Annotated in this window: 17 protein-coding genes, 1 tRNA gene and 2 pseudogenes; 7 read left to right on the plus strand and 13 right to left on the minus strand. The window is 39.4% G+C overall.

Features of this window, described 5'->3' with window-relative positions:
• Nucleotides 1–151: 151 nt before the first annotated feature.
• The 5 genes from CRYPD_RS04110 to CRYPD_RS04130 all read right to left on the minus strand — a co-directional run bounded on the left by CRYPD_RS04110 (nucleotide 152) and on the right by CRYPD_RS04130 (nucleotide 4771).
• Nucleotides 152–610 (minus strand): Fic family protein, encoded by a 459-nt coding sequence (locus CRYPD_RS04110; RefSeq protein WP_244610248.1) that lies wholly within the window; start codon nucleotides 608–610, stop codon nucleotides 152–154.
• Between the two features lie 16 nt (nucleotides 611–626).
• Complete coding sequence (locus tag CRYPD_RS04115) at nucleotides 627–1367, minus strand: amino acid ABC transporter ATP-binding protein (RefSeq protein WP_138146338.1); 741 nt, start codon at nucleotides 1365–1367, stop codon at nucleotides 627–629.
• 22 nt (nucleotides 1368–1389) lie between these two features.
• Nucleotides 1390–2487 (minus strand): amino acid ABC transporter permease, encoded by a 1098-nt coding sequence (locus CRYPD_RS04120; RefSeq protein WP_138146339.1) that lies wholly within the window; start codon nucleotides 2485–2487, stop codon nucleotides 1390–1392.
• A complete protein-coding gene (locus tag CRYPD_RS04125) occupies nucleotides 2484–3644 on the minus strand; it encodes an amino acid ABC transporter permease (protein WP_138146340.1) in 1161 nt (386 codons plus the stop codon). The genes CRYPD_RS04120 and CRYPD_RS04125 overlap by 4 nt, the downstream gene beginning before the upstream one ends.
• A gap of 119 nt (nucleotides 3645–3763) precedes the next feature.
• Nucleotides 3764–4771, minus strand: a complete 1008-nt coding sequence (locus tag CRYPD_RS04130) for an amino acid ABC transporter substrate-binding protein (RefSeq protein WP_138146341.1) — start codon at nucleotides 4769–4771, stop codon at nucleotides 3764–3766.
• Nucleotides 4772–5108: 337 nt separating this feature from the next.
• Here CRYPD_RS04130 and CRYPD_RS04135 point away from each other — a divergent pair, with 337 nt between their 5' ends.
• The 3 genes and pseudogenes from CRYPD_RS04135 to CRYPD_RS04145 all read left to right on the plus strand — a co-directional run bounded on the left by CRYPD_RS04135 (nucleotide 5109) and on the right by CRYPD_RS04145 (nucleotide 7910).
• A complete protein-coding gene (locus CRYPD_RS04135; RefSeq protein WP_138146342.1) occupies nucleotides 5109–6983 on the plus strand; it encodes an NAD+ synthase in 1875 nt (624 codons plus the stop codon).
• A gap of 74 nt (nucleotides 6984–7057) precedes the next feature.
• A tRNA-Pro gene (locus tag CRYPD_RS04140) sits at nucleotides 7058–7134 on the plus strand.
• Between the two features lie 301 nt (nucleotides 7135–7435).
• Nucleotides 7436–7910, plus strand: a pseudogene (locus CRYPD_RS04145) (DsrE family protein).
• Nucleotides 7911–7943: 33 nt separating this feature from the next.
• Here the strand turns inward: CRYPD_RS04145 and CRYPD_RS04150 are convergent.
• From CRYPD_RS04150 to CRYPD_RS04170, 5 genes are all read right to left on the minus strand, one after another.
• Nucleotides 7944–9242 (minus strand): aminodeoxychorismate synthase component I, encoded by a 1299-nt coding sequence (locus tag CRYPD_RS04150; RefSeq protein ID WP_138146343.1) that lies wholly within the window; start codon nucleotides 9240–9242, stop codon nucleotides 7944–7946.
• Between the two features lie 22 nt (nucleotides 9243–9264).
• Nucleotides 9265–9852: an OmpA family protein gene (locus CRYPD_RS04155; protein ID WP_138146344.1), complete on the minus strand. Its 588-nt coding sequence runs from the start codon at nucleotides 9850–9852 to the stop codon at nucleotides 9265–9267.
• A 20-nt stretch (nucleotides 9853–9872) separates the two neighbouring features.
• A complete protein-coding gene (gene tolB, locus CRYPD_RS04160; protein WP_138146345.1) occupies nucleotides 9873–11162 on the minus strand; it encodes a Tol-Pal system beta propeller repeat protein TolB in 1290 nt (429 codons plus the stop codon).
• The gene (gene iscX / locus CRYPD_RS04165) at nucleotides 11159–11353 is read right to left on the minus strand and encodes a Fe-S cluster assembly protein IscX (RefSeq protein WP_138146346.1); all 195 of its coding nucleotides are present in this window, start codon (nucleotides 11351–11353) and stop codon (nucleotides 11159–11161) included. Before iscX ends, tolB begins: the two co-directional genes overlap by 4 nt.
• 63 nt (nucleotides 11354–11416) lie before the next feature.
• Entirely contained in the window at nucleotides 11417–13510 is a 2094-nt protein-coding gene (locus CRYPD_RS04170; RefSeq protein ID WP_138146347.1) for a RelA/SpoT family protein, read from the minus strand.
• Nucleotides 13511–13598: 88 nt separating this feature from the next.
• On the opposite strand from CRYPD_RS04170, the gene CRYPD_RS04175 reads away from it, so the two are divergent.
• The 3 genes from CRYPD_RS04175 to ssb are packed head-to-tail and all read left to right on the plus strand — an operon-like array spanning nucleotide 13599 to nucleotide 16012.
• The gene (locus CRYPD_RS04175; RefSeq protein WP_138146348.1) at nucleotides 13599–14363 is read left to right on the plus strand and encodes an outer membrane protein assembly factor BamD; all 765 of its coding nucleotides are present in this window, start codon (nucleotides 13599–13601) and stop codon (nucleotides 14361–14363) included.
• Nucleotides 14364–14370: 7 nt separating this feature from the next.
• The gene (locus CRYPD_RS04180) at nucleotides 14371–15531 is read left to right on the plus strand and encodes an MFS transporter (RefSeq protein WP_138146349.1); all 1161 of its coding nucleotides are present in this window, start codon (nucleotides 14371–14373) and stop codon (nucleotides 15529–15531) included.
• 13 nt (nucleotides 15532–15544) lie between these two features.
• Entirely contained in the window at nucleotides 15545–16012 is a 468-nt protein-coding gene (ssb, locus tag CRYPD_RS04185) for a single-stranded DNA-binding protein (RefSeq protein WP_138146350.1), read from the plus strand.
• 61 nt (nucleotides 16013–16073) lie between these two features.
• Here ssb and CRYPD_RS04190 read toward each other — a convergent pair whose 3' ends face one another.
• Nucleotides 16074–16463, minus strand: a complete 390-nt coding sequence (locus tag CRYPD_RS04190; RefSeq protein WP_138146351.1) for an HIT family protein — start codon at nucleotides 16461–16463, stop codon at nucleotides 16074–16076.
• 80 nt (nucleotides 16464–16543) lie between these two features.
• The gene (locus CRYPD_RS04195) at nucleotides 16544–16873 is read right to left on the minus strand and encodes a hypothetical protein (protein WP_138146352.1); all 330 of its coding nucleotides are present in this window, start codon (nucleotides 16871–16873) and stop codon (nucleotides 16544–16546) included.
• A 100-nt stretch (nucleotides 16874–16973) separates the two neighbouring features.
• Here CRYPD_RS04195 and metH point away from each other — a divergent pair, with 100 nt between their 5' ends.
• On the plus strand, nucleotides 16974–20627 hold the full coding sequence (gene metH, locus CRYPD_RS04200; protein ID WP_138146353.1) for a methionine synthase: 3654 nt from the start codon (nucleotides 16974–16976) through the stop codon (nucleotides 20625–20627).
• Nucleotides 20628–20741: 114 nt separating this feature from the next.
• On the opposite strand, the pseudogene CRYPD_RS04205 reads toward metH, so the two are convergent.
• A pseudogene (locus CRYPD_RS04205) lies at nucleotides 20742–20865 on the minus strand (IS1595 family transposase); the annotation flags it as partial.

Consider the following 20865-nt stretch of genomic DNA (forward strand, 5'->3'; position numbering starts at 1 on the left):
ACCCAGCCTTAGCCCTGCTAGGACAAGGTTTAAGAAAATCACCAATCTGGAAAAAATTGAATTTTGCTAATCATCCCTATTTATGCAAAGGTCTCATAGAGATAAAAAACCAAAATTTAAGGCTTTTCAATGAATTTTCTTGTTGGGTGTATTAAGGTTTGAGGTTTTTTTTAACGAATTTTCCTGTTAGACGATATTTTTGATTTGGGCTGGTTGGTTTTTCTGGGAGAGTTAACTCAAAAAAACCAAGCTCGACTAATGGCGTTAAAATAGTTTGTTTGAATTTTGTCTTATTGCTGCGTTTTAAAATTTTTATTAATTCTACAGCTGTGTTTTCTTGCTTGCATTTTTTTAAAATATTGATTTGACTTTGGCTAATTTTTGCCTTATTTATACTTAGTCCCTTCTTAGTCCCATTAATAGTTTCTATCCTTATTAAATCAGGGTTTTCTTTAAAATCAAAATTTTGTTGTACCTTGCCAGTTTTGTTGATAATATTTCGCTTGAATGTTTTGCTAGACTCCTCAATAGTTTCTGGATTATTGACTTTTTCACTGTCTAAATCCTTACGCTGATTTTTATTTTTTTTGCTTCTTCTGAATAAGTTCATGTCTTGTTTGGTGTGTTTATTTGCTCAATATTTGATCTAAAAACAACTGTAAGCGCTCAGACTCTGGCTTGTTAAAAAAGGCATTCGGTTGATTCTCTTCAATGATTTGCCCTTCATCCATAAAGATAACACGGTCTGCCACCCTTTTAGCAAAGCCCATCTCGTGCGTTACACAAATCATTGTCATACCTTCTTTGGCCAGCCCTATCATCACATTCAGCACTTCTGCAATCATCTCAGGGTCAAGTGCAGAAGTTGGCTCATCAAAAAGCATAATCTTGGGTGAAGTGCACAGTGCTCTGGCAATCGCAACCCGCTGCTGCTGTCCGCCGCTTAGTTGATTTGGGTGCTTATCAGCTTGGTCCCTAATACCCACTCTGTCTAGCAATTGTAAGGCTTTCTCTCTTGCCTCTTGTTTGCTTTTGTTGTGTACCCAAATTGGCGCAAGGGTTAGATTGTCAATAATGCTCAAGTGTGGAAAAAGATTGAAATGTTGGAATACCATAGACACTTCTGATCTGATCTGTCTAATTTTCTTTATATCGTCACTAAGCTCAATACCATCAACGATAATAGAGCCTTCTTGAAACTTTTCTAGGAAGTTAATACAACGAATTAAGGTGGATTTACCGCTGCCTGATGGGCCGCAGACCACAATAATTTCGCCTTCTTTAACTTCTAAGTTAATCTCATTGAGTGCATGAAAACCCCCATACCATTTGTTTACGCCCTTGATTGTAATAATGTTATCTTTCATATAATTCCGAGTAATTTTTCTATTAATGTTCTGTGTTAAAGCGTTTTTCTAAGGTTTTTGAGTAGCGCGACATTAGGTATAACAACACCCAAATAACCATAGCAACAAAAACAATGCCTTCCGTTTTCCTGCCCAACCAGTCGGCATCGGTAGTTGCTAATTCAGCAATAGCAAGCATATCGAAAATACCAACAATAAGCACCAAAGTCGTGTCTTTAAACAAAGCGATAAATGAGCCAACAATATTAGGAATAGAAATTTTAAGCGCCTGAGGTAATATGATAAAAAACATTTTTTGGGTAAAGCTCAGTCCAGCCGCATCTGCCGCTTCATATTGTCCTCTGGGTACAGCCTGCAGCCCGCCCCGAATAACTTCTGCAATATAGGCTGTTTGAAACAAAGTGATGCCAATAAGGGCTCTGAGTAATTTGTCAAAATCAATGCCTTCGGTAAAAAAAAGTGGCAACATAACAGAGGCCATAAATAAAATAGTAATCAAAGGAATGCCACGAATAAGCTCAATATAAGCAATACTTAGCCAACGAATGGTTTTCATCTTAGATTGCCTGCCAAGTGCTAAAAAAATACCAATTGGAAATGAGGCAACAATACCCACCGCAGCCACTACAACCGTAAGCATTAAACCGCCCCAATAATTGGTTTCAACAATTTTTATACCTAAAAAATCACTACCATAAAGCAAGAAAAACGCAACGAATGGGTAAATAACAAAGAGACTTAGCGTTACTTTATGTCTATAAATCTGGTGTTTTAACAGTCGTACTGCCAAAACAAAAGTTAGCGTGATAGCAATCAATAAATTAGGTCGCCAATATTCTTCTGATGGGTATAAACCATACATAAATAGACTCATTTTTTCATTAATATAAAACCAACAAGCTGCATTTCTGGTGCATTCGGTATTGGTTTTTTCAGAAAAATCGGCACTAAAAATCATCCAATCTAACAGAGGCGGAACAATAAGATAGAGTAAATATAGGGAAAACAAGCTTAGCGCCGTGTTGGTTTTTGAAGAAAATAAATGATTCATTAGCCAGCCTAAAACACCTGTATGGGTGCTGGGTGCTGACCTAGGCTGCTTTAGATTGAAAATACTCATTCGTTTGCCCCTACAATACGCATCCTGTAATTAACCACATTTAACCCTAATGAAATGACTAGTGACAAGGTCAAATAAACTGCCATTGTCATTAAAATAATTTCAATCGCCTGCCCTACTTGATTAAGCACAGTGCCTGAAAAAACACCAACCAAATCAGCGTAGCCAATAGCGGCAGCCAAAGAAGAATTTTTAGTAAGATTAAGGTATTGATTGATAATAGGCGGAATAGCAACTCTTAAGGCTTGCGGTAATAGCACAAATTTAAGCGTTTGTCTTTGCGTTAAACCCATCGCAAGGGCCGCCTCTTTTTGCCCTTTATCAACGGATTCTATGCCTGCACGGATTGCTTCACTAATATAAGTGGCTGAGTAGATGCTCAATGCCGCTACAATGGCCAAGAATTCAGGGGAAAAAGACAATCCGCCTGTAAAATTAAATCCTTGAAGTGCAGGATAGTCAAAGTGTATAGGGGATCCTAATAATAAATACACACTTAAGGGCAGCCCCAGCAAACTGGCTAAATAATACCCCCATGTACGGTGTTTTACCCCTGTTTCATCGTGTTTTTTGTTAAAAAACCATTTGACAAAAAAACAAATAAAAACACCCAATAAAAAGGCAATAATTACCCAAGAAAACCCAGTCTCAGCAATAGGTTTGGGTAAATAAATCCCTCGAAGATTGAGAAAAATACCATTAAAAAAATCATAGCTATTGCGAGGTAAAGGCAAACTTATTAACATTAAGTTGTACCAAAACAAAATCTGTAAAAGAATAGGGATATTTCTAAAAATTTCAACATAAGTTTCAGCCAATTTAGAAATTAAATAATTATTAGACAGTCTTGCAACACCAATTATCAGCCCTAATACGCTGGCAAAAATAATACCAATAATTGAAACCACAATGGTGTTGGTCAATCCCACATAAAATGCACCCAGATTGGTTGATTCAGATGTATATGCAATGAAATGCTCGGCAATATCAAAGCCTGCCTTAATATCCAAAAATCCAAAACCACTACGAATACCTAAACGCTCAATATTGTAGTTTAGATTATTAACAGCGTAATAAGCAACATAGGTAACCAGCAACACGGCAATGACTTGAAATAAAATAAATCTAATTTTGTTGTTGTATAAAAAACTAAACATAGTATTTTTTAAGCATTGTAGGTAACAAGTAATAGCATCTATAAATAATAACTTGGTGGCGTTATTATTTATAGATACTATTAAAAACCAGTCTTTAAGACTGGTTTTTAATGGTTTATCTATCTAAATGGCGGTGAATATAAAATACCACCATCTTTCCATAAGGCATTCAAGCCTCTGGTAATATTAATGGGGGTATTGACACCAATATTACGCTCAAAACTTTCAGAATAGTTACCCACTTGTTTAATAATATTATATGACCATTTCTTATCAAGACCTAAATATTCGCCCATCAGACCCGTATTACCCAACAAACGATTAATCTCAGAACTTTTACTTGATTTATCTACCGTAGCACTGGTAACACCTAATTCTTCAGCAGTAATCATAGCATTAAGCGTCCAACGCACGATATTGAACCATTTGCCGTCACCTTGACGCACCACAGGACCTAGTGGTTCTTTAGAGATGACATTCGGTAAAACAACAGCAGAAGATGGGTCTTTAAGCGTGGTTCTTAAGGCGTATAAACGCGATTGATCCGTCGTTAAGCTATCACAACGCCCTGTTTCAAAGTTTGACCTAGTTTGTGCAATGGTGTCTGTTATTGAAGTATTATATTTAAAGCCCTCTTCTTTGGCATAATCTGCCAAGTTCAACTCAGTCGTTGTGCCTTTGTTTACACAAAAAGTAGCGCCATGAAGCTCGCTGGCATCTTTCACGCCAAGGTTTTTCTTAACCATAAAGCCCTGACCGTCGTAATAATTAACCCCTGCAAAAGTCAAACCTAGAGAAGCATCACGTGTTAGCGTCCAAGTTGTTACTCTTAATAACACATCAATTTCACCACTTTGAAGCGCAGTAAAGCGCTCTTTCGCAGTTAATGGAACATATTTAACCTTCTCACTGTCGCCTAAAGTTGCAGCTGCAATCGCACGACAAAGATCCACATCTAATCCTACCCATTTACGATTCTTGTCAATGGCTGAAAAACCAGCTAAACCCGTTGTTACGCCGCAACTTAGGCTGCCTTTAGCTTGCACATCGCTGAGTGTGTCTGCTTGCGCATTAAGGCCATTAATGACTAATAACGAGGCAGCAGAAAATTTTAATATTTTGTTCATTAAATTTATCCTAATAAAAGTTATAAAAATCACGATTATTTTGTAATTGTAACCGTTAAAAAATTATAACAATAATTTACCTCTATGCAGAGTTAAATTAAGCGTTTAACTCATTGATTCCCCCCTTGTTTATTGATTATTTGGTGCAATATATCGTTATTTTTTACTTATTATGACAAAAATTATAATGTTTAATTAAATTATAAATATATTAAAAATCAATAATTTATAACGATATTATGTAACCTTTACCACTATTGGTATTTTTTAACTAATAACTGGCTTTTAATGGGTGGTAAAATTTACCTTTAACCCCTTGCAATAGGTAAAAAAAACCATGGCAATAAAAACCAAAGACTATTTAGCCAAAGTCCGCTCTAAAACTGGGCTTTCAGACTATAAAATAGCGAAAAAATATGATATTAATCAGTCTAATTTAAGTAAATATAAGTCGGGTAAAATGGCATTGTCTGAAACCCATGCTTGGTTATTTGCGAATATTTTAGGACTCTCCCCTGCTGAGGTGGTGGCAAACACTAAGCTTGAACACGCAAAACTCACTAACAATTCATCGAAGGCGAAATTTTGGCAAGAGCAACTAGAAAGCCTTGTAAACGACTCAATGCCTTTAAAAATAGATATTGCGCAAATTAACCCTATTGTTGGCGATTTAAACGGCAATGCTGACAAAATTATTGATTTTTCGCTCAAAGCCTTTGAAACGGGTGCACATTTATTGGTTTTTCCAGAATTAGCACTGAGTGGCTATCCGCCAGAAGACCTGCTCTTACGCAAAGGCTTTATTGCTCAAATAGAGTCTAAAATTGAACAAATACGCAAGCAACTGCCTGAGACTATGAGCATTTTATTCGGCGCTCCTGCTTTCATTAATGGGTGCTTATACAACAGCGCTTACTTAATTCAACACGCTCGTGTGCGTTGCTATCACAAACAACGCCTGCCTAATTACGGGGTGTTTGACGAAAAACGCTACTTTACACCCGGTCAAACCCCTATGGTGTTTGAATGCCAAGGACGGCGCATTGGCGTGTTAATTTGTGAAGACGCTTGGGATGAAGCGCCTGTTAATGCTGTGGTCGGTTATGGCGCACAAACACTCATTAGCCTTAACGCTTCCCCTTTTCAAGTGGGCAAGCATAATCAACGCCTACAAACCATCAAACAACGAGTCTTGGAAAACAAGGTAGATTTTGTTTATGTCAATATGGTTGGCGGACAAGATGAATTGGTATTTGATGGTGGCTCGTTTGCCATGAATAGTAAAGGTGAAATTACCCATCAATTGCCCTTCTTTCAAACAATAATCCATTCTTTAAATACCCCTATGATGATACATAGTACCGAGACAATGGAAAAAACCATTTACGATGCTCTCGTGTTGGCAACCAAAGACTATGTTGAAAAAAACGGCGTATTTAATGGTGCAGTTATTGGGTTATCGGGCGGCATTGACTCCGCATTAACGCTGGCAATTGCCGTTGATGCGCTCGGTAGCGAGTATGTACAAGCGGTAATGATGCCTTATGAATACACCTCTGATATGAGCCTAGAAGATGCCAAAGCGCAAGCCAACAGTATGAATGTTGATTATCATGAGGTCAATATCCATCCAATGGTAAGTAGTTTCAATATGCAGCTTAGCCCCTTATTTACAGGAATGCAGTCTGACACTGCTGAAGAGAACCTACAAGCACGCATTCGTGGCACACTACTGATGGCAATCTCTAATAAATCTGGCAAAATTTTACTCACCACTGGCAACAAATCCGAAATGGCCGTTGGTTATGCGACACTATATGGCGATATGTCAGGTGGCTTTGCCCCGCTTAAGGACATCGCCAAGGTGATGGTATATCGCTTAGCTAAATATCGTAATTCCCTTAATTATGTCATCCCTGGCCGAGTTATAGACCGCCCCCCTTCCGCAGAGCTAGCGCTCAATCAAGAAGACCGAGATTCCCTGCCTGAATATGATGAGCTTGATGCTATTTTGGCATTATTTATTGAGCAAAAACACTCGGTTGAGTATATTATTCAGCAAGGATATAACAAAGATACAGTAAGACGCATCGCTCGCATGGTGCTTAACAATGAATACAAGCGTAGACAAAGCGCACCTGGGCCAAAAATCAGCCAAAACGCCTTTGGCAAGGAGCGTCGCTACCCCATGACCAGCAAATTTCAGCCTTAACAGTTCAAAAAATCCCATTGAATTTTCCAATTATTCTGTGATTGCGTTGGCTAATCTTGTAAAATCTGTGTTCACGGGGCGTAGCGCAGTCTGGTAGCGCACCACACTGGGGGTGTGGTGGTCACAGGTTCAAATCCTGTCGTCCCGACCAATTTAGTCGATAAACCCAAAATAATACCTAGGGTTTTAAAGTAACATTAGCACTTAGGGCTAACAAACCTCTAGTAACCCTATTCAAGCAAAAAAAAATGGGGATTCTTTGAGGAGAGACAAAATGAAACAATACAAATTAAAAAGCTTAATAGAGACCTTTGCATAAATAGGGATGATTAGCAAAATTCAATTTTTGCCAGATTGGTGATTTTCTTAAACCTTGTCCTAGCAGAGCTAAGGCTGGGTTTAAAAAATTGCCAAGCGGGTGAAAAGTGGATTTTTAATGATTATTCATATTTATGCAAAGGTCTCTAATAGCAGTGTTTTTAGGTGTTGTAATATTACTTGTAGGGAATGCAACAGCAAATGAGCGATACGGCAAACAAAAAGTTTTTTACCATATTAACTACGATGATCCAGAGGCTCAAATAGGTGCTTTGCGCAATGTGCAAAACTACATTAACGCTGTTGGCAAGGAAAATCTAAATTTTAAAATCGTAATGCATGGCGATGGGCTTTCACTATTGCTTGAGCCTGATGCCTTAGGGGGCACCAAATTAAAGCGTGGCAATGCGACCGATGAGCTTCAAGCAAAAATCTCTGGACTAAAAGACCAAGGCATCCAGTTTCAAGTATGTGCCAATACATTACAAGGTAAAAAAAATCAGTTACGAAGACGACCTATATGATGTAGATAAGACAGACATTGTGCCAAGTGGCGTTGCTGAGTTATCTCGTTTGCAGCAAATGGGTTACACTTATATCAAGCCTTAGTTGTTCAGATTAGTGCTACACAATCCTATTTTTCTAAGCATCTGATGTAAAAATTTGCAGTATGCCTTTGGCTTTGTGCTTGGTTTCCTGTAGTTCTTGCTCGGCAATGGAGTCAAATACAATGCCAGCACCTGCCCTAAAAGTTAAGATGTTGTTTTGTTGGGTAAGGCTGCGAATAAGGATGTTGAAATCCATTTTTCCATTACTACTGATATAGCCTAGTGAACCTGTGTAGGCTTGGCGAGGCATTTGTTCTAACTCGGCGATGATTTGCATACAGCGCACTTTAGGGCAGCCAGTGATGGTGCCGCCTGGGAATAAGGCGCTGATTAGGTGCTTAATGGTGATGTGGGACTTAATTTTGCCTTTGATATTGGAAACGATGTGATGGACGAAAGGATAGCTTTCTAACGCCATCATCTCACTCACACGCACGGATCCGTATTCACATACTCTACCCAAGTCATTGCGCTGTAAGTCTAGCAGCATAATGTGTTCTGCCTGCTCTTTGGGGTGGTTGATTAATTGCACTTTAAGACGATTATCGTCTTCGCCTTTGCCACGGGGGTGCGTACCAGCAATGGGTCGGGTTTGTATTTGCCTGTCATTAACGCTGAATAAGCGCTCAGGTGAAGATGAAATAATACTAAAGCCCTCAAACTGCACCAAAGCAGCAAAAGGCGCTGGGTTGGACTTTTTTAGTGCTTGATAAACCTGTGCTGGGCTAACATCAGCCGTTAATGCGTATTGCCATTGTCTAGATAAATTTACTTGAAACACATCCCCTGCTTTTATATAATCACGACTACTGGCTACACCTGTTAGGAATTTAGCCTCTTTTTCAGCAGACAAAACCCCCGTTAGTTTGCCTTTGGGCATGGCTTTTAGTTGCTTAATATCTGTCAATACTTGCGCTATTCTATGCTGATTATCAAATTGGTCTAGTAAATAAGTTTGATGATGAGTATGGTCAATAACAATGGCTGTTGGAATTTTGAGTGCAATCGCCACAGGCTGGTTACTTGGGGGTAAATCGTGTTTTAATATAGGTTCAATTTGACCAATCAGTTCATAGGATAAATACACAAACCAGCCACCAGTAAAAGGCAAATCACTGACTATAGAAGAAGCATCAATCTTTGATTCTAACTCGGATAAAAAATCAAATTCTTCCAGATTATTGAGAACAATTTGTTCGGTAGGATGGGCAAATAAAATCGAATATCTATTGTCTTGATTGTGATTTACACTTTCTAATAAAAACGGATAACGCTCAGCATCTAAATAACACAAAGCATCTAACGCTACCGCAGGAATTGACACCACCTTCACAAGGGTATTTAATGGTAATTAACTATTGATAAATAAATTCAACACGGCGATTCTCTTGCCAGCCGACTTCATCGCTCATTTTGCTTTGTGGGTTTTCTTCGCCGTAACTAATCACCTCTATTCTAGCACCTAAGCCCTCGTAAAATCCAAATATTTCTTTAACGCTCAAGGCACGATTTTCACCCAAAGCCAAGTTATAATCGCGTGTGCCTCGTTCGTCTGCATGCCCTTCTATGCGCAACCTAATGCTTGGATTGGCTTGCATAAACTGAATATGTTTCTCAATCTCTTGAGCGTTTTCTTTGCTGATTTCGATGGCATCATAGTCAAAATATAGTACCAATTTAGTGTCATTGTCCTTTAACACGGACACGGCACTTTCTCTAGCACTTTCTGGCATTGTGGCTACTTTGGCTGATAGTTCGTTTGATTCGCTCCATTCAAAAGTTGATTGTTCACGCACAACTGCATTAATCGCACCTTCGCTTTTGTCTTCAATAATGACTTTATTGGTATTAGGCTTTAACTTTGGTTTTGATTTGAATACCTTGTCTAAGGTTGAGCAAGCACTCAATGATACCACAAGTGGTAAAATAATTATCATTTTCATTTTTTTCTCCTGTTTTATTATTATTCTAAATTGGTTGACCAGTTTGGCTCTCTTACTTCCCCGTCATGCGAAGACAGCTCGTATGAGCGGCTACCTTTTACTGATACCACGGACAATACGCCCTTGCCATCACGATGAGCGGAAAAGATGATCATATCACCATTTGGTGAAAAATAAGGCGATTCGTCTAATACTCCATTGCTCATCATACTTAATTCTTGGGTTTTAATGTCCAGCATTGCAATACGATAATCGTTATCAATGCGATGAACCAACGCCAAATGCTCGCCATTTGGGGAAAATACTGCCTTGGCATTGTAACGCCCTGTAAATGTGATGCGATTAATCTGATTGTTGGTCAAATTTTTAATATAAATCTGCACTTGTCCAGAGCGATTGGAGGTAAACACAAGGCGCTTACCGTCAGCAGAATAACTTGCCTCGGTGTCAATCGCCTTGTGGTGTGTTAGTCGAGTCAGTTGCTTACTGGCCAAGTGGTAAGAATAAATATCTTTGTTGCCATTTTTAGACAAGGTTAATACTAGGCTTTTGCCGTTTGGATGCCAGCTAGGAGATGAGGCGATACCATCAAAACGGGGCAGTTTTTCAATCTTTTTGCGCACAAACGGATGCCAAATAAACACCTCAGAGCGTTCGTTTTGAAAGGAAACATAAGCGATTTTCTTGTCTTTAAACCGATAATCTGGCGACCAAACTGGAGACAGGATTGGTGTGCTTAATTTGATACGACTTTTAGCATTCATCGCATCAGAGTCAGAAATATTAAGGCGATAGTATTTTTTTCCTTTTGCATCCTCTTTGACCGTTATATAGGTTAATAGCGTGTTAAATGAGCCGTTTTCCCCTAGTAAGGATTCATAAATATGGTCGCTGAGTTGGTGTGCCACTTTTCTAAAGCCGTTGATGTGGACACGCGTTGAGCGGGTAAATAAGTTTGTATTGCTATAAATATCAAACAAACGCACAGAAAGTCGGTAAATTTCCTCACTTTCTTGCTCAATACTGCCAGTAACAAGTGCCTCTATATTTTGTTTTTTCCAGTATCCTACATCAACCTCATCTACAGGCGCATCAGCAATAATCACATCAAAGCGCCCTGAGCGCTCTAAATTATCGTGAATAATTTTTGCAATGCCCTTGCCTTGTGTGCCTTGACCCATTAGTTTGAATGGACTTATGGCGACTGGAAAGGTATTTTCATCTTTTTTTACCACGGTTATTTCTAACACCCCGTGTGCAATACCAACACCGAGTGTTAAAAATAACGCCAACCATCTGCTTAGTTTCATTCTTTCTCTTCAATCCAGTACATTTGAATGGCTTCTAGGATTTTTTCCCCAGATTTGTCTTCGTTGTCGTCAAACCCCTCTAGGGCAATCACCATTTTTCTTAAATCAACAAAATTAACAAAAGTCGGATCAAAGTCGGGGTATGCTTCGTCAAGTGCAATGGCAATGTCTAGGGAATCAGTCCAAATCATAAGGTTTTTCCTTGGTAAATAATCTCTAATTTTAATCAAAAACTGGGCTTAAATTTAGCATTTTTATCGAGTTACTGAATGTACATGCTTTAGGCTTTTAACAACACACATAGCCTTATCCAGCTGATTATGGCTTGATACACTAATCACAAAGTTCATGGCTTTTATGGAATAATCATGCTCTTCTACTTCCAAATGCTCAATATTGATATTAATTTTAGCAATGGCATTGGCAATGGAGGCTAGCATACCTCGGCGATTTTCAATTTTCACGCGAATTAACACCTCAAATTCTTCGTCTTCATCTGCTTGCCAGTCCACTTCTAGCCATTGTTCACCTTTGTGCTTGGCGTGAATTAAATTACCACAATCAAATCGATGCAACACCAAGCCCTTGCTACTGGTTAATATACCAGCCACCTTATCACCTGGGATTGGATAACAACAGCGGGCAAAACTAATGGGCTCGCCTTTTGTATTCTTAATGCTAATACGATTAGATGTCTCGCTGCTCTTTGCTTGTAATTTATTAAGCACAAAAGACATTAAAACCTCAGACAATGCAATTTTTATATACAGTTCTTGTTTGGAACCGCATTTTAAATCTGTCAAGCACTCTTGCCATTTTTTTTCATTAATTGGCTTGCCATTGCCCTGATAGTCCAAGGCGTTGGTTAATAAATACTCACCCAATCGTATGAGTTCGGAGGCGGATTCTTCTTTAAGTTTGGTTTTAATTGAGGCTTTCGCCTTTACTGTTACCACGATACCGAGCCAAGATGGGTGTGGCTTGGTGTTTTTGTCGGTAATAATTTCCACGGTTTGTCCTGATTTTAATTCACTGGATAGCGGCACTTCTACTTGGTCTATTTTAGCTTTGAGTGTTTGATTGCCTACATTGGTGTGAATACTATAAGCAAAATCCAATACGCTAGACTTATGAGGTAGTTGAATAATTTTCCCTTTAGGAGTAAATACAAATACCTCTGAGGGAAATAAATCGGCTTTAGTTTCTTCCAAAAACTCAATCGAAGTGTCTGAATTTTGCTGAATATCTAACAACGAACCCAGCCAGTTATTCGCCAATTCCAAAGAATTGGAATTTTCACTTTTATAATACCAATGCGCCGCAATACCGTATTCGGAGATAAAATCCATATCTTCTGAGCGAATCTGCACTTCAATAAAAATCTTATTTGGGCCGAATAGTACTGTATGCAATGATTGATAGCCGTTTGATTTTGGCAAAGCAATATAATCTTTAAACTTGCCTGGAAAAGGTTTGTATAAATTATGAATAATACCCAGTGCTTGATAACATTGTGCCACATCGCTCACAATCACTCTAAACGCATACATATCCAATATTTGAGAGAATTTTAAATGCTTAATTTTCATCTTTTCATAGATGCTGTAAGTTGCCTTTCTGCGTCCACTAATTTTAATTTTATCCAGCCCTTCTTGCATTAAACGATGCTCAATTTCATCTTGAATTCGAACAATAACCTCCTTAAGGTTGCCATAGCGTTTGTTGGTTTGATGGTTGAGTACTTTATATCGATAAGGGTAAATAAACTCAAAACACAGTGCTTCTAATTCCATCTTAATACTGTTCAAACCTAGACGACGCGCAATAGGTGCGTGAATCTCATCGGTTTCTTTGGCAATTCTGAGTTGTTTTTTTCGACTCACTGATTTAAGTGTGCGCATATTATGTAGGCGATCAGCGAGCTTAATCATCATTACCCGCATATCTGTGCTCATTGCTAAAAACAATTTTCTAAAATTTTGTGCCTGTTGGTCAATATTTGAATGAAACTCTAGCCCCGTTAATTTTGAAACCCCTTCAACAATATGTGCCACTTCTGTGCCAAACTCTTCAACAATGTTGGCTTGTGTCAGGGTTGTGTCTTCAATGCAATCGTGTAGCAGCGCGGCCACAATGCAATAACAATCTAGCTTCAATTCAGCCAAAATCATTGCCACATTGATAGGGTGAAACACATAAGCCTCGCCCGAACGACGATATTGCCCATCGTGCGCTGTTGCTGCCACTATATACGCCCGATAAACCCCTCGAACTTGTTTTTCAGGCATATAGGTATTTAACACTTTGCACAGGTCGCTAATTAAAATTCTTTTTTCAGATAAAATCATTTAAACGATATCAAATTAATATAGCGTATTATCATACAAGCACCTCAGTATAATGTTTCGCATATTTATAAATAATTTCCTTGATGTAATGAAAAATGCAATAAAACTAATACTTTTGTTACCTCTGTTGACGCTACTGCTCAACGGTTGTTTTGACAACAAAGAAAAAAGAGAATCTATTACTAAAGGTTGGTCGCCCAAAACTTTCTTTAACCAAGCCAAAAATTCTGATTCAATAGAAGGATCTATCAGACTGTTTGAGCAACTACAAGCCGCCTACCCTGGCTCTAAATACGCACTACAATCCAAGTTAGAAGTTGCTTATATGCTTTATAAAAATGAAGATTACGATGAGGCGATTTCATATTTAAATGATTATATCAAGCTGTATCCCGAGCATTTTTCAACACCGTATACTTATTATTTGCGTGGTGTTATTTCAGAAGACAAATCTCGCTCTATCTTAGATGGCTATTTGACTGATAATGCTCAACGAGATGTTGACTCGGTGCGTAATGCATTCAATTATTATATGGCTTTAATCGATAAATTTCCCGACACTGAATACGCCAAAGAGGCAAAAAGTCGCTTAATTGTATTAAGAAATATTCTATCAAGACACGAATTGTTCGTTGCCATTTATTACACCAAAAGAAGTGCGAATATCGCTGCCATCAGTCGCACTAAATTTATTATTGAAAAATATCCAAACACACCATCAGTGCCAGCAGCACTGCACTTAATAGCGCATAACTACGATATTATTGGCGCAAAAACTTTGGCAAAAGATGCTCGTCGTGTGTTAAAAAACAGCTACCCCATGTATCAACCACACTACTCTTTAAAGGATTGATTCATTAATGAATAAGCAAGAGCGTTTTTTTGCACTTAAAATATCCTCTATTATGGCAACCCGACTGTTTGGGTTGTTTATGATTTTCCCCGTATTTTCAGTCTATGCTGCGCAATACGAAAACACCACACCTTATTTAATCGGCTTAGCTATTGGTGTTTACGGCTTAACACAAGCGCTGTTACAAATACCCTTTGGTTATTTATCTGACCAGTTTGGGCGCAAGCCATTATTGATTGTGGGTTTGATATTTTTCTTTATTGGTAGTGTAGTAGCAGCGAATTCCACCGATATTATCTATGTTGTGGTTGGCAGAGCCTTACAAGGCAGTGGTGCGATTTCTGCTGTGCTGATGGCTTTTTTGGCAGATTTTGTCTCTGAAGGCCAGCGCTCTAAAGCAAATGCTTTCGTTGGTATGCAGATTGGCCTAGCATTTATGCTTTCCCTGCTGATTGGACCAATGATTACAGTAAATTTAGGTATTTCTGGGCTTTTTTGGGTGATTGCTGGATTGTCTGTGGTAGCATTAGCGATTGTTATCACCCTGCCCCATGTCAAGCCGTATGCACAATACACGCTGTCAATCTCAAATATCAGACAAGTATTCACCGCTAAATTACTTAAATTGGATTTCAGTATTTTTACTTTACACTTGATTTTGACTTGCACTTTTATCGTTATGCCACTACTGTTGGTTAAAAACAACATTGTTGCACCTGATTTAAAAGACAATTGGAGCGTTTATTTGCCAGTCATTCTGCTGTCTTTTATGGGGATGTTACCCATCATCATTTTGGCAGAAAAATTCCACAAGCACAAACCCATGATTGTCACCGTAATTATGATAATGATTATCAGTCAAATTTTGTTCTATCAAATACCCCTCACTTACACAACGCTGTTGATTTTACTAACACTATTTTTCATTGCCTTTAACGCAATGGAGGCAATGCTACCCTCACTTATTGCCAAAATAGCAACTAGCGATAAACGCGGTCTAGCAATGGGCTTATACTCCACTTCGCAATTTTTAGGTGCATTCGTTGGCGGGGTATTTGGCGGATGGATTTACAACATATTTGATTTAAATAGTGTATTCTTATTCACCACATTAATGGCATTAATATGGCTGGGCGTTATGCTCACCATGAAACAACAAAAACTTTAAAGGAGAAAATAACATGGCAGGTATTAACAAGGTAATTTTAGTCGGTAATTTAGGGCAAGATGTAGAGTTAAAATACACTAGTAGTGGTGATGCTGTGGCAAATATTTCTATTGCCACTTCTGATTCTTGGCTGGATAAAAACACGGGGCAAAAGCAAGAAAGAACTGAATGGCATAGAGTGGTTTTATTTAGAAAAACTGCAGAATTAGCCAGTCAATATCTGCATAAAGGCTCCAAAATCTATATTGAAGGTAAATTACAAACCCGAAAATGGCAAGATCAAAGTGGGCAAGATCGCTACACCACTGAAATTGTTAGTAGAGAAATGCAGTTTTTAGATTCTAAAAATAGTGGCGCACCTGCACCACAACAGCAAGCCCCTGCTCCTGTACAACAATCTGCGCCAGCATCTCAACAGCCTGCTATTGACCCTATTACCCCAGTTGACAACACTGGATTTGATGACGATATTCCGTTTTAGATCCACTTAGCAGTATTTATTAAAAAAGCCCGTATTTACGGGCTTTTTTTATTGAATAAGATTATTTGTTATCCCAATAATTAGCCTTATCTCTTAATATCCAACGCACGCCACCTTTAGGGTCCTCTACATCGCCTTTGTATCTAGGGATAATATGCACATGTAAATGCATAACGCTCTGCCCTGCCATTAAGCCATTGTTAATGCCAATATTGTAAGCATCAGGTGCAAACTCCTTATCTAAAACCTTCTTAGCCACCTGCACTGCCTTGCCAATCGCCAGTAATTCATCTTCAGTGGCCTCAAAGTAAGTCGCAAAATGCCTTTTAGGGATAACCAGCGTATGCCCCGGTGATGCTGGGTAATTATCAATAAAGGTTATTGTGTGCTCACATTCGCCGATAATGCGCTCATCGTTTCTTAATTGACAAAAAATACAATCGTTGCTCATGGTTTTTTCAAGTCCTCTACTAGATTAATAGGTAATAAAAAAGCCAGTAATAAATACTGGCTTTTTAGCAAATTAAGCAATTATTTTGCCTTAACTGGCGGTTGTTTATTGTAGTTATTGTTGTATGGATTATAGCCATAACCATTGTAGCGGTTGTAACGATTGTAATTGTTGCCCCAGCCATTATTATTGTCGCTAAACTCATCCATCATATTTGACGCCTCTTCAGAGTACCAACGAGGATCCCAGTATTCATACGGGTTAAAGGAAAAAATACCGTTATCTTGTTGATAGCCATAATTGCCATTGTTGTTGTAACCGTTATTACTCCATGGCATATTGTTGTTACCCCAAAAGGCATTTGCACTGAATGTAAATGCAAGTAATACGATTGCTAAAACCTTTTTCATCTTACTTCTCCATTGTTTAAATTTTAAAAACATATTATACAACTATAATATGTTTTTTGCAAGTGATTTTTATCAGACTTTGTCAGTATAATATGCCACAATGAGCAAGCAGCAGTTATTAAAATCCCTTTTACAGCAACGAATTCTAGTGTTAGATGGCGCAATGGGAACGATGATTCAAAAGCACAAGCTAAGTGAAGAGGATTACCGTTCTGAGCGCTTTAAAGACTGGCATGTGCTTGTGCAAGGCAACAATGACCTGCTTTCTCTAACACAACCAAAAATCATTCAAGGCATTCACCGTGCTTATTTAGAAGCGGGTGCCGACATCCTTGAAACCAACACTTTCAATGCCTCGCGTACCTCAATGTCTGATTATCAGATGGAAGACTTGGCATTTGAAATCAATGTTAAGAGTGCCAAACTAGCACGCAAAGCCTGTGATGAGTTTTCAAGTACTGACAAGCCTCGCTTTGTGGCTGGCGTGCTTGGCCCCACTTCTAAAACCTGCTCACTTTCGCCTGATGTGAACGACCCTGGATTTAGAAACATTTCGTTTGATGTGTTAGTGGAGGTCTATATGGAATCCACCCGTGGCTTGATTGAAGGCGGCGCAGATATTGTTTTGATTGAGACCATTTTTGACACACTCAACGCTAAAGCCGCTATTTTTGCCGTGCAAGAAGTATTTGAGCAAGACGGTGTTGAGCTACCCATTATGATTTCAGGCACTATTACCGATGCCTCTGGTCGCACTCTATCAGGGCAAATGACGGAAGCTTTTTATAATTCTCTACGCCACGCTAACCCTATTTCTATCGGCCTTAACTGTGCGCTAGGGCCTGATTTATTACGCCAATATGTAGCTGAGATGTCTCGTGTGTCAGATTGCTTTGTTTCTGCCCATCCCAATGCAGGTTTGCCGAATGAATTCGGCGAATACGACCTAGAGGCGCTAAGTATGAGCGAGCAAGTGGGAGAATGGGCAGAATCTGGTTTAGTAAATATTCTTGGTGGCTGTTGCGGCTCTACCCCTGAGCACATCAAAGCCATTGCAGATAAGATCTCAGGTCTTGCCCCTAGGAAAATCCCCGACATTAAGCCTGCCTTGCGCCTATCGGGCTTAGAGCCGTTTAATGTCGATGAAAATGCGTTGTTTGTGAATGTCGGTGAGCGTGCCAATGTCACTGGCTCTGCTAAGTTTAAGCACTTAATTCTGAATGAGGAATTTGAAGAAGCACTTGATGTTTGCCGTACTCAGGTAGAGGAAGGTGCACAGGTGGTTGATATCAATATGGACGAAGGTATGCTCGATGGCAAAGCCTCAATGGTTCGTTTTGTCAATCTTATTGTCTCAGAGCCTGACATTTCCAAAGTGCCGTTAATGATTGACTCATCCAAATGGGAAATTATCGAGGCAGGACTTAAATGCACGCAAGGCAAACCGATTGTTAATTCCATCTCACTCAAAGAAGGTAAGGATAATTTTATTAAAGTTGCCAAGTTGTGCAAACGCTATGGGGCAGCTGTTATCGTTATGGCATTTGACGAAGCAGGTCAAGCAGACACCCAAGCACGCAAAATTGAGATTTGCACCAACGCTTACAATATCTTGGTTAATGAGCTTGATTTTCCCGCTGAAGACATTATCTTTGATCCCAATATTTTCGCCGTAGCAACAGGCATTGAAGCGCACAACAACTACGGTGTTGATTTTATTGAAGCCACTCGTGAGATTACCAACACTCTACCCCATGCCAAAATCTCAGGTGGCGTGTCGAATGTCTCATTTTCATTTAGAGGCAATAATCCTGTGCGTGAGGCTATCCACTCAGTATTCCTGTACCACGCCATTAAAGCAGGCATGGGCATGGGCATCGTTAATGCGGGGCAATTAGTGGTTTATGACGATATCGATCCTAAACTTAAAAAAGCCGTTGAAGATGTCATCCTTAACACCGACCCCGATGCAGGTGAGCGTTTGGTCGATATTGCTGCTGAATTTTCAGGCACTGGCAAACCCAAGGATGATAAAAAAGACCTAGAGTGGCGCTCTTGGACAGTAGAAAAACGCCTAGAATACGCCCTAGTCAAAGGTATTACTAAATTTATAGATGAAGACACTCAAGAAGCCTTAGACAAACTGGGTCGCCCTATTCTCGTGATAGAAGGCCCATTAATGAGCGGTATGAATGTCGTCGGCGACCTATTTGGTGCGGGCAAAATGTTCCTACCTCAAGTGGTAAAATCTGCCCGAGTGATGAAAAAATCCGTCGCCTACTTAGATCCATTCCTAGAGGCCGAAAAACAAGATTGTGCCTCCAGATCAAGTGGCAAAATACTGATGGCAACCGTTAAAGGCGATGTACACGATATTGGCAAAAACATTGTTGGCGTAGTACTGTCTTGCAACAATTATGAAATTATCGATTTAGGCGTAATGGTACCCACGGAAACCATTTTAGAGACTGCTAGAAAAGAAAAAGTTGATATTATCGGCTTATCAGGGCTTATCACTCCCTCACTCGATGAAATGGTATTTGTTGCCAAGGAAATGACCCGCCAAGGCTTTACCCTACCCCTAATGATTGGCGGCGCTACCACTTCCAAAGCCCATACTGCCGTGAAAATCGGGCCTGAATACGACCAAGGTGTATTTTATGTGCAAGATGCCTCTAAAGCCGTTGGTGTCGTCTCTAGTTTACTTTCAAACACCTTAAAACCTCAGCTTTTAGCCGACACCAGTACCGAGTACGAACAAGTGCGCCAACGCCGTGCTAACAGAGGCAAAAGCAAACTTATCTCTTTAGAAAAAGCCAGAGTCAATAAGCCTAATGTCTCTTTTAATGCCATTGTCAAACCAAAAAAACTGGGCATTCAAGTTTTCAAAGACTACGACCTAGCTGAAATTTTCCAATTTATTGACTGGGTGCCGTTTTTCCGCACTTGGGAGTTAGCTGGAAAATTCCCCGATATCTTAACCGATGAAATCATCGGCGAATCCGCCAGCGCCCTATTCGACGATGCCAAAGCAATGTTTAAAAAAGTCATCAATGAAAAACTGCTCACTGCCAATGCCGTTATCGGTATTTTTCCCGCCAACAGCATCAATGAAGATATCGAACTATATGACGAAAACGGCGAGACACTCATGACTCTTAACCACCTACGCCAACAACTAGACAAAAAAGGCAACACCCCGAACTTCTGCCTCAGTGACTTCATCGCCCCAAAAGACAGTAATACCACTGATTATATGGGCGCATTTGCCATCACCGCTGGCATCAATATTGACCCATTAGTGGCAGCCTTTGAAGCCGATCACGATGATTACAATTCAATCATGATCAAAGCCGTCGCCGACCGCCTAGCCGAAGCCTTTACCGAACTCATGCACTTCAAACTCCGCACCGAACTCTGGGGTTACAGTACCGAAACCTTTGATAACAACCAGCTCATTCAAGAGCAATTTGACGGCATTCGCCCCGCCCCCGGATACCCCTGCTGCCCCGAACACAGCGAAAAAGAAAAACTGTGGGACCTGCTCAATGTAGAAAAAAATATCAACATGACCCTTACCAGTTCCTATGCTATGCTCCCCACCGCTTCCGTCAGTGGCTGGTATTTTGCCAACCCCGATGCCAAATACTTCGGTGTTGCCAAAATCAACCAAGCCCAACTAGACAATTATGCCAAGCGCAAAGGTGTGTCAATAGAGCAGGCTGAAAGATTGCTTTCACCTAATTTAGAGTAATTTTTTATTTTTTTATGTAACATAACGACTGAATTAAAAATCCAGTGATAAATATATATTTTAAAGGAACGGAAAGCGTAATATTTTTACAGTCTCATCTTTAATAAAATAGGGTCATGACAACTTAAGCGACTCTTTTCTGAACATTTCAAGCAAAATCTTATAAAGATTTTGCTTGCGATTATTGAATCTAAATTCACATTCTTTCAAGTGTAAATTAAACATATTTTTATTCATT

The organism is Bathymodiolus heckerae thiotrophic gill symbiont, from assembly GCF_900180345.1.
Lineage (GTDB): Bacteria > Pseudomonadota > Gammaproteobacteria > PS1 > Pseudothioglobaceae > Thiodubiliella.